General features: G+C 63.8%; 10 protein-coding genes. 6 read left to right on the top strand and 4 right to left on the bottom strand.

The features are described from left to right. The first annotated feature begins 116 nt into the window (after positions 1-116). The 6 genes from BEN49_RS18815 (at position 117) to BEN49_RS18790 (ending at position 2,870) form a co-directional block, all read left to right on the top strand. Entirely contained in the window at positions 117-986 is an 870-nt protein-coding gene (locus BEN49_RS18815; protein ID WP_070745988.1) for a formate/nitrite transporter family protein, read from the top strand. A 17-nt stretch (positions 987-1,003) separates the two neighbouring features. Beyond that, entirely contained in the window at positions 1,004-1,411 is a 408-nt protein-coding gene (locus tag BEN49_RS18810) for a LytTR family transcriptional regulator DNA-binding domain-containing protein (RefSeq protein WP_158023010.1), read from the top strand. 13 nt (positions 1,412-1,424) lie between these two features. Then, entirely contained in the window at positions 1,425-1,619 is a 195-nt protein-coding gene (locus BEN49_RS18805) for a hypothetical protein (protein WP_070745982.1), read from the top strand. Positions 1,620-1,642: 23 nt separating this feature from the next. Beyond that, positions 1,643-2,134, top strand: coding sequence for a hypothetical protein (locus tag BEN49_RS18800; RefSeq protein WP_239692006.1), 492 nt, complete (start codon positions 1,643-1,645; stop codon positions 2,132-2,134). Continuing rightward, the gene (locus tag BEN49_RS18795) at positions 2,128-2,343 is read left to right on the top strand and encodes a helix-turn-helix domain-containing protein (RefSeq protein WP_070745980.1); all 216 of its coding nucleotides are present in this window, start codon (positions 2,128-2,130) and stop codon (positions 2,341-2,343) included. The genes BEN49_RS18800 and BEN49_RS18795 overlap by 7 nt, the downstream gene beginning before the upstream one ends. A gap of 215 nt (positions 2,344-2,558) precedes the next feature. Beyond that, positions 2,559-2,870: a hypothetical protein gene (locus BEN49_RS18790; protein WP_070745979.1), complete on the top strand. Its 312-nt coding sequence runs from the start codon at positions 2,559-2,561 to the stop codon at positions 2,868-2,870. Positions 2,871-3,675: 805 nt separating this feature from the next. Here the strand turns inward: BEN49_RS18790 and BEN49_RS18785 are convergent. From BEN49_RS18785 to BEN49_RS18770, 4 genes are all read right to left on the bottom strand, one after another. Next, positions 3,676-5,145 carry a carotenoid oxygenase family protein gene (locus tag BEN49_RS18785; RefSeq protein WP_070745978.1) on the bottom strand — a complete coding sequence of 490 codons (1,470 nt, stop codon included), beginning with the start codon at positions 5,143-5,145 and terminating at the stop codon, positions 3,676-3,678. Positions 5,146-5,265: 120 nt separating this feature from the next. Next, on the bottom strand, positions 5,266-6,249 hold the full coding sequence (gene meaB / locus BEN49_RS18780) for a methylmalonyl Co-A mutase-associated GTPase MeaB (protein ID WP_070745977.1): 984 nt from the start codon (positions 6,247-6,249) through the stop codon (positions 5,266-5,268). A 226-nt stretch (positions 6,250-6,475) separates the two neighbouring features. Then, positions 6,476-7,234: a DUF4197 domain-containing protein gene (locus tag BEN49_RS18775; RefSeq protein ID WP_070745976.1), complete on the bottom strand. Its 759-nt coding sequence runs from the start codon at positions 7,232-7,234 to the stop codon at positions 6,476-6,478. A 139-nt stretch (positions 7,235-7,373) separates the two neighbouring features. Then, positions 7,374-8,504, bottom strand: coding sequence for a TolB-like translocation protein (locus BEN49_RS18770; RefSeq protein ID WP_070745975.1), 1,131 nt, complete (start codon positions 8,502-8,504; stop codon positions 7,374-7,376). Between the last annotated feature and the right edge of the window lie 244 nt (positions 8,505-8,748).

Below are 8,748 nucleotides of genomic sequence, written 5' to 3'. Positions count from 1 at the left end.
GAGCGGGCCCGTAGGTGCAGGCCGGGCGGCGTTGGCGGCGTTGGTTTTGCGGGCGCGTGGGGCGGCGGGCCCGCGCTGACCTGGCCTTGGCGGTGGCTTTTGCGTTTAAGCGGTGCATGAAGCAGCCCCCCGCCCAGTTTGCCCAGGCCGCCGCCGGTGGGCCGCCGCCCACCCCGCAGCAAAAGGAAGCTAAAGAGGAGCGCGAAGCGCAAGAGCGAAGCGCGCCTTCGGGCAAAATCATCTACAAAGCCATCGTCGCGGAGGGCACCGAGGAGCTGGAGCGCCCGTCGGTGGCGCTGTTCTGGTCAGGCCTGGCGGCGGGCCTGTCGATGAGCTTCTCCATGATTGCCGAGGGCCTGCTGATGCACTACCTGCCTGACGCCACCTGGCAGCCGCTGGTGGCCAGCCTGGGTTACAGCCTGGGCTTTCTCATAGTGATTCTGGGCCGGCAGCAGCTCTTCACCGAAAATACCCTCACCCCCATTCTGCCCCTGCTCCAGGAGCCCACCTGGGCGTGCCTGCGCAACGTGGGCCGGCTATGGGGCATTGTGCTGTTCGCCAATTTATTGGGGGCATTAATGGTGGCGCTTACCATTGTCTATTTGCCAGCTTTCGAGCCGGAAGTAAAGGCCGAGTTTGCCCACATCGGGCACACGGCGCTCCGCCACGATTTCTGGACGACCCTGGTGCGGGGCGTGTTTGCGGGCTGGATGATTGCCCTGATGGTGTGGCTGCTGCCGTTTGCGGAGCAGGGGCGGCTCTGGGTCATCATCTTCGTCACCTACATCGTGGGCGTGGCGCACTTCAGCCACGTCATCGCGGGGTCGGTCGAGGTCTTTACCCTCGCCGCAATGGGCCAAGCGGGTTGGGGCGAGGCCCTAGGCGGCTTCGTGGTACCGGCGCTGCTGGGCAACATCATCGGCGGCTTGGCCCTGGTGGCGGCCCTCAACCACGCACAGATCACGGCCGGTGAGGACGAGGGCTAAGTGATAGGTTGCCGGGCGTGCCCAAGTCCCGCGATGCGCAGCGCTGTTGCGCGCTGGCATTTCACCCTCCGCAAACTGGGGGCCCCCGGCGGGGCCAGCTAAGCCGGCTGCTGGTCGCGTTTCAGCCCGCGCCCGACTACCGCGACGAGCTGCTGGTGGCGCCCGCCGCTGCGGTGGCCTACGCCTGCTCGAAGCACAAAACCACGTTTCCGGTGCGCCACGACGGCGCCCGCTTCGACCTCGACGAAACCCTGGAGCAGGTGGAGGCCAGCCTCGCCCCGCGCCAGGGTTTCCGCCTCAGCCACCAGTACCTGGTGCTGCTGGAGGCCATCCGGCAGGTAAAAAAGCACTTCGACGGCAAGCGCTGGGTGCCGCTAGCCCCGCCCCCGCCCGCAAGCAGCCAAGTGGTTGTGTCTAAAAAATAATTACACTACTGCCATGTCGCTACCCGTTATCTATGGCCAGGTTTCCGAGCTGTACCGCTCGATGGGCCTCGAAAGGGCGCCGCAGGAGGCCGACATGACCATTCATGCCCTGGCGGGCCTGCAAGGGCCGGGGCTCGTAAAGTCGCCGGCTTTCCGCACCAATTACTTCGCTTTTCTTTTCATTACGGCGGGTGGGGGCATTATGTAGTCGACGACCACGAGTTTGAGTTGGTGCCGCCGGTGTTCTACTTCACCAACCCCGGCCACCTGAAATCCTTCGAGATAACCCAGCCCTGGCAAGGGTTTATGCTGACGGCCTCCTACGACTTTCTGCGCGCCCACGGCCGCGGCGAGCCCAGCCAGGAATTTCCCTTTCTGCTGGCGGCCTCCACGCCGCCCCTGCGCCTGGGGCCGGCCATGCAGGAGCGCTTGGCCAGCCTCTGCCAGCTCATGGCGCACGAGTACGCGGGCAATTCGCCGCTGAAGGAGTCGATTCTGGGCAATTTGCTGGGCTCGTTTCTGCTCTATGTGAAGGAGCTGCTGCGCGATACGCGGCTGCACATCAGCCCCCGCAACCGGCCCGAGGCCATTGTGGACCAGTTTTACCGGCTGCTGGCCGAGCAGTTTAGCAGCTTGGGGGGGCCGCGGGCCACGCGCCCGCCGAGGCGCAGCAGCTCGCCGATCAGCTGCACATCCACCCCAAGCACCTTGGGGCCATGGTGAAGCAGCAAACCGGGCGCACGGTGGGCCAGTGGGTGGCCGAGCGGCGCCTCACCGAGGCGTGCACCCTGCTGCACCGCACCGACCTGGCAGTGGCCGAGGTGGCCTACCAGCTCGGCTTTAAGGAGCCCACCAATTTTACCAAGTATTTCCGCAAGCACACCGGCCAAACCCCCACCCAGTACCGCCGCGGCCTGCCGCCAATGCCGTAACTCTGCCGGAAGTATCAGTACTTCTGCCCAATGCACCTTTTGGCCGCCCGCCCGCCGGGGGACCTTTGTATTGTTGATAAGGACGTCAACGCTAAGCCCTTCGCCATATAGAATTTGCGCAAGAATTTGCCGGCAAAGTAGCCCTCATTACGGGTGCCTCCAGCAATACGGGCCGCCAGGCGGCCGAAGCCCTGGCCGCCCGCAGCGCCAAGGTAGTGGTGCACTACCACGCCGATGCCACCCGCCCCCAGCGCGACTCCCTCGACCAGCAGCTGGTGCGCGAGGTCCGCACCCGCACCGGGGCCCTCACCGACGTGCAGGGCGGCTACCCCCACGGCACCTCGCGCGACGCCTGGCCCCTCCTAAAACCCGACCCCGCCCCCGCCGATGCCGACCACGACGGCCTCCCCGACGCCTGGGAAACCGCTCACAAGTTGAACCTCAAGGATGCCGCCGACCGCGCTAAAGTGGGCCCCGGCGGCTATCCCATGCTGGAGGTGTACCTGGCCGAGCTGGCGGGAAAGTGATAAAATACTGATTACCGAAATGTACGAACTGCTAGCCCGCAAAGAGGTAGAAGCCAAAGCAGTCATACTATCCAGTAAGTTGGAAGTGAAGCCATCAATTAAGAAGGACGGCTAGCAGGCGGGGCAAAGCAGGGCAAGTAAAGCGGCTGCCATTGAATGCTATCGACCAGTCGCTTAGCAAATAGCAAGAACGAAGGGTTAGTAAGAAAATGCACTGCGAGGCTCGTTTGGGCTTGAGCACCGTGACCAGCTTGCCCCGTTTTGCCCCGCCCAGTTGCTGGTAACACTACATAGCCATCGTACTTTTGTCGAACTCGCGCTGGGGCATGTCCCCCAGCCCTAAGCTCTTTTGCAAAAAAAGAGAAGCCCCAACTGGTGGAACAGTCGAGGCTTCGAGAAGTGGGGGTTTGAGTGCAACCCTTTCTTCTAGGCAAAATGAAAAAGGACAGCGCGAAGAAACTACTGAAAGATTGGTGGAGACCGGTCTTTTTAGAGGTTTTGAAAGGTGCGGCTAAAGCCATTGGCTTCTATCTCATCGCTCATTACCTCAGGTAGTTGGAAGGGTGTCGGCCTGTCGGCCGGCACCCTTTTTGTGCTTAAATTACGCACAAATGTAATAGTTGTTTGCCGATCTTAATCAATAATCTGTAACAAGACAATGTAAATCGACCGTCTACCCAACCGGGCCCCGGTAGATACTCTGTGCTGAAAGTGTATCTAAATGAGTTGAAAGGAAAATAGGGCCCTCAGCGCCATCCAGGGCTGTTTGCTAGCGCCGTTCTGCCAGTTGCCGCCGCTCGGGGCCCTATTTCAGCCACATACCATGAAACCCCAGCGGGATATTATGCGGTAGCCGCAAGCGGGCCAGCAGGCGCAAATCGGCCGCGTCGGCCACGATTAGATCGGTGGCGTCGTCGGGGGCTGAGTAGCGCAGGTACACTAGGTAGCCGTCGTCTTCGGCGGGTTTGGGGGCGCCGTTGGGGGCCCGGCGGGGCACTACTACGGGCTCGCTGCACAGGGTATCGGGGGCGTAGGCGTGGCGCACTTCGCCGGTTTGCACATCGAGCTTGATTAGGTGGTCAAGCAGGGGCAGGGGGTGGCCCGATGGCCGGCCGATGGTCCAGGCGTAGCGGTAGGGGCGGCCCACGCGGTCGGGGTGGATTTCGGGCAGCTCGCCCTCGCAGTCCGCGAGCGACTGCCGGGTCACGGTGCCGGCGGCCAGGTCGAGGCGGAAGCGCACGAAACGGGCCTGGGGCTGATCGTCGGGCAAGTGGCCGCTTAAGTAGGCTTTCATGCTGGCCGAATCGGGATAGTTGCCGAGCAGTAGCGCGTCGGCCACCAGTGTGCCGTCGGTGTCCTGGTAGCCGTTCACGAAGTGAAACGTGAAGCCGAAATCTGTGTGCAGCCGGTGCACGGTGCCGTCGGGGCCCACCACGATGATTTGCGTGGGTTGGGCCGGGTTCACCTTGATGGAGGCCGCCGGCGAGGTCAGCCCCGCGAAGGCCCGCAACACGTCGAAGGCTACCGGGGTCAGGAAAAAAATCTGGTGCCCGCTCTCGGTTAGCACGAAGTCGTGGGCGAAGGTGGCTTCCGGCATGGGCAGCGCGTGGGCCAGCCGGGCCTCCCCGGCGGGGCTCACCTCGTAGAGCACCAGCCGGTGCTGGGTGCCGGCCACGGTGCCGAAGTTGTGCAGTACCCCGGTGGTGGGGTGCACCTTGGGGTGGGCCGAAAACGGCAGCTCGGGCGTGATGCGCCGGTCGAGCCACGAGAACGGATTGCGCAGCACCCCACCGTAGTCGAAGCGGCCGCGGGTGGCCAGCGTGGCGGGGTCGAGGGCGTGGGGCAGGCCGCCTTCCCACAGGGCCAGCAGCTGGCCGCCGTGCTGCACCAGGCTGGTGTTGGCGGTGTTCTTGAACTGGGTTTTGAGGAAGTTGGCCCGCAGCCCGCCGGGCAGGTTGGTGCCGAAGCTGCGGTAGAGCATGCGCCCGGCCCGCTCCTCGGCCACAAACTCGTCGGTGCGCACGTAGCGGTTGCGGTAGCGCACCGTCTGCCCATCGAACACGAACCGCGCCACCATCCCGTCACCATCAAAGAGGTGGTCGTAGAGCACGCCGTGCTGCTCGAAGTGGCCATTGCCGTTGCGCAGCAGCGTGCCCACCAGGCTGGGCGGCAGGGCCCCTTCCAGCAGCTCCAGGGCCACGTCGTCGTACTCGGGCGTAGTGCGGCGGTTGGCTTCCACGTAATTGTGCAGGGTCGGGTAGCGGCGAACGGGCATGGGGTTTAGCAGTTATCAGTGAACAGTTATCAGTGAACAGGAAGAAATGGCCAATGCGTGGGGCCCCCACATTGCCCAATGCTAACCCCAAAAATCCTGTACCGGTTGCCCCGCGGCGCGCTACCCCGCCCCCAGCAGCCGTTCCGCCGCGGCCCAGGGCGTGAGCTGCCCGGCCGCCACGGCCGCCCGCACGCTTAGTAGGGCCCCCCGCACCCCCGCCCGGCCGTAGAACTGCGCCGCCAGTGCCTGCTGCACTGCCTCCTCGAACCACTGGAGCTGCTGCTCGGCCCGGCGCTGCGCGAAGTAACCGCTGGCCTGGGCCGCAGCGGCATAGGTTTCGATGGTGGCCCAAGTTTCGGGCAGGCCCGCGCCGGTAACGGCGGAGGTGAGCAGCACCGGCACCACCTGTCCCGAGGGCGCGGGCGGAAACAGGTGCAGCGCGCTCTGGTAATCGACGCGGGCGCGGCGGGCGGCCTGCTCGTTGGCCTGGTCGGCTTTGGTAATGCAGAGCGTGTCGGCCATTTCCATGATGCCGCGCTTGAGGCCCTGCAGCTCGTCGCCGGCCCCGGCCAGCAGCAGCAATAGGAAGAAATCGACCAGGCCGTGCACCGCGGTTTCGGACTGCCCCACGCCCACGGTTTCAACGAAAATGACGTCGTGGCCCGCCGCCTCGCACAGCAGCAGCGCCTCGCGCGTGGCCCGCGTGACGCCCCCCAAGCTATTTCCGGCCGGCGAGGGCCGCACGAACACCGCCGGGTGGGCGGATAGCCACGGCATCCGGGTTTTGTCGCCCAGGATGCTGCCGCCGCCGCGCTGGCTGCTGGGGTCCACGGCCAGCACGGCCAGCTTTTTGCCCAGGTTTTCAACCACGTGGCGGCCCAGGGCCTCAATAAACGTGCTTTTGCCCACGCCCGGCACGCCCGTGATGCCCACGCGCAGACTGCGTCCGGTGTGTGGCAGCACGGCTTGCAGCACCTCCTGGCCCAGGGCTTGGTCGGCGGACAACGTGCTTTCCACCAGCGTAATGGCCCGGCTCAGCACGCCGCGCTGCCCAGCCAATAGGCCCTCAACAAAAGCAGCAGCGGAAAGGCGGGGGGCGGGCAAAGTAGGAGTGGGGGCCCTAAGTGGGCCCCGCAAACTTACCGGCTAATGCGGTTTAGCTCACTGTTAAAATTGGATATAGCTAATAGAACAGGCCGTCATGCTGAACGCAGTGAAGCATCTCTACTGCGGCAGTAACCCTTGATTACTCGCGTGGTAGAGATGCTTCACTGCGTTCAGCATGACGGCCTATCGGGCCCCTAGAGCCCAAAGTCCGCGCTACAGTTTTTTAGCCGCCGAATACCTTTTTCAGCAGGGCGGTAGTGCGGGCTATGGGATTTTCGCGGATATCGGCCTCTTGCTGGGCGATGAGGGTGAAGAGTCCGTCGATGGCCTTGCCGGTGGCGTACTGGTTGAGGTCGGTTTGTACGGGCTTCACCAGCGGCAGCTGGTTGTAGCGCGTAGTGAGGGTAGTGTAGTACTTAGTAGCGTCTACTTTCTCAAGGCTTTGCTGCATGATGGGCTGAAAGGCCGTGGTGAGCTGCGTGGTGGTGGTGCGCTTGAGATATTGCGTGGCGGCGTCCTTCGAGCCGGTGAGGATGCCCCACACGTCGCTGAACGACAGGCTCTTGATGGCGCTTAGGAAGATGGGCTTGGCGCTTTTGGCCGCGTCTTCGGCGCCGCGGTTCAGCGACAGCTCAAACTTGTCGACCTGGCTGCCCAGCCCAATGGTGCGCAACGTAGTGGCCACGCGCTGCGCATCTGGCGGAAACGGGATGCGAATCAGGCTGTTGAGGTTGAAGCCGTCGGTCTTGGACGCCTGGTCGGCCCCCTTGCTGATGCCCTGGATGAGGGCTTCTTTGAGGCCGCTGGCGGCTTCGGTGCTGCTCACGCCCGAGGGCACGCCGTTGGTGCCGGTGGCCGGGGTGGTTTTGCCCAGCGTGGGCAGCTTGAGGCCACCGATTTTGGGCAGCGAAAACTGGGCCTGGGCCCCCAGCGAGGCCCCCGACAGGGCCAGCAGCAACGCGAAGAAGGAAGATTTATTCATAGCGAAAAAGCGGACGATTAGCGCCAACGATAATCACGCCTAAGAAAAAAAGCGTGCCGAGGCTGCGGGGCTATACAACTGTGTTGAAATCAACGAAGGATAAGAGCTAACAGCCAGCAGCTAATGGCTAACAGCTACTTTACTGAGGCACCACTACGAAGTTGGGCAGCCCCAATTTACTGCGCCGCCCGCCCAGCTTGAGGCCATCATCGACGTACTGGCATGCTTTGCCGGCAGCATTGGGCATTTGCACGACGCCGAGGCTGGGGTTGTCCTCGCGGGCCACGTAAATTTTTCCGTCGGTGCCCCGTTGCAGGGCCCCAATCTTGCGGTTGGCCGAGCGGCCCACCAGCGTGGCAGCGCCTTTCTTGGCCAGGTCGAACTGCCAGATCTGGGTTTCGCCGCCGCCCGTGCCGTTGCAGCTGCCGTAGAGCTTGCTGCCGTCGGGCGAAAACTCGACGCCGTAAGCCTCAGCATAGGGCCCGTAGCTGCGGGGGTTGCTGACTTTGCCGGTGCTGCGGTCGAAGTCGTACACCTCAAACTTGTTGTTTTCGCGCCACAGCGCCGCGGCCACGTGCCGGCCGTCGGGCGAGAACTTTAGGGCCCCGATGGCGTTGCGGCCGGGCCCCGAGTTCACGCTGCCCACGCTGCTGAGCACCGGCTTGTTGCCCTGCACGCCGTCGGGCGTGACGAGGTAGGCCACGAAGGCGCTGGAGTTCCAGCGGTGGGCCAGCACCCAGGTGTCGCGGCCGTTGGCGTGGCGCACGGCGGTCAGCTTTTCGGCCACGGGCTGCACCAGCAGCAGGTTAGTGCGGGGCAAATCGCCCAAGCCGTCGGCGCGGGTCATGTCGAGCAGCGAGTAGCGCAGGCCGTCGCGCCCGCCCTGTGGGGCCACCGTGAAGATGTAGAACAAGTTGCCCGAGCCGGGATCAGGCACAATAAGGGCCGACTGGGTGCTGCTGCCGGGGCCCGTGGCGCTGGTGCCGCCCAGCAGGTGCTGGCCGTTGGGCATCACCTTGTGCTGGCGGTTCCAAACGCTGATGCCGTTGGTGTAAAACAGCAGCTCGCCCTTGGCCGTGGTGGCCACGGCGCAGCCCTCATAGGTGGCCATCTTGCCATCGAGCAAAGGCTTAGGGGCCCCATCGGCGAAGCTCAGGCCGGCCTGCTGGCCGAAGTACCACAGGTCGGTGGGTTGCTGGGCGCGGGCGGCGCCGGCCAGCAGCAACAGCGGCAGCACGACCAGGCGCAAGGAAAAAGCGGGAATCTTCATGGGTACAAAAAAAGCGGTACGAAACGGGAACGCACGAAAAACCGGGCCAATCCGGGGCATTGTGTGTAGTGGTATGATGAACGCATAGCTCGTCATGCTGAGCGAAACGAAGTGGAGCCGAAGCATCTCTACCGCAGCAGTAATCATGATTAGTTGAGCAATAGGGATGCTTCGGCTCCACTTCGTTTCACTCAGCATGACGTTCAAGTGGTTGCCAGTAGCCTAAGTACTGCTTCACCTTGCA

This window comes from Hymenobacter coccineus (assembly GCF_001816125.1).
In the GTDB taxonomy this organism is placed as follows: Bacteria; Bacteroidota; Bacteroidia; order Cytophagales; family Hymenobacteraceae; genus Hymenobacter; species Hymenobacter coccineus.
This window is presented reverse-complemented; position numbering and strand designations above follow the sequence as displayed.

Excerpts from the sequence above, each read along its gene's own strand:
- BEN49_RS18770 (WP_070745975.1), bottom strand. The coding sequence starts at position 8,504 with ATGAAGATTCCCGCTTTTTCCTTGCGCCTGGTCGTGCTGCCGCTGTTG.
- BEN49_RS18775 (WP_070745976.1), bottom strand. The coding sequence starts at position 7,234 with ATGAATAAATCTTCCTTCTTCGCGTTGCTGCTGGCCCTGTCGGGGGCC.
- BEN49_RS18815 (WP_070745988.1), top strand. The coding sequence starts at position 117 with ATGAAGCAGCCCCCCGCCCAGTTTGCCCAGGCCGCCGCCGGTGGGCCG.
- BEN49_RS18795 (WP_070745980.1), top strand. The coding sequence starts at position 2,128 with ATGGTGAAGCAGCAAACCGGGCGCACGGTGGGCCAGTGGGTGGCCGAG.
- BEN49_RS18785 (WP_070745978.1), bottom strand. The coding sequence starts at position 5,145 with ATGCCCGTTCGCCGCTACCCGACCCTGCACAATTACGTGGAAGCCAAC.
- BEN49_RS18805 (WP_070745982.1), top strand. The coding sequence starts at position 1,425 with ATGTCGCTACCCGTTATCTATGGCCAGGTTTCCGAGCTGTACCGCTCG.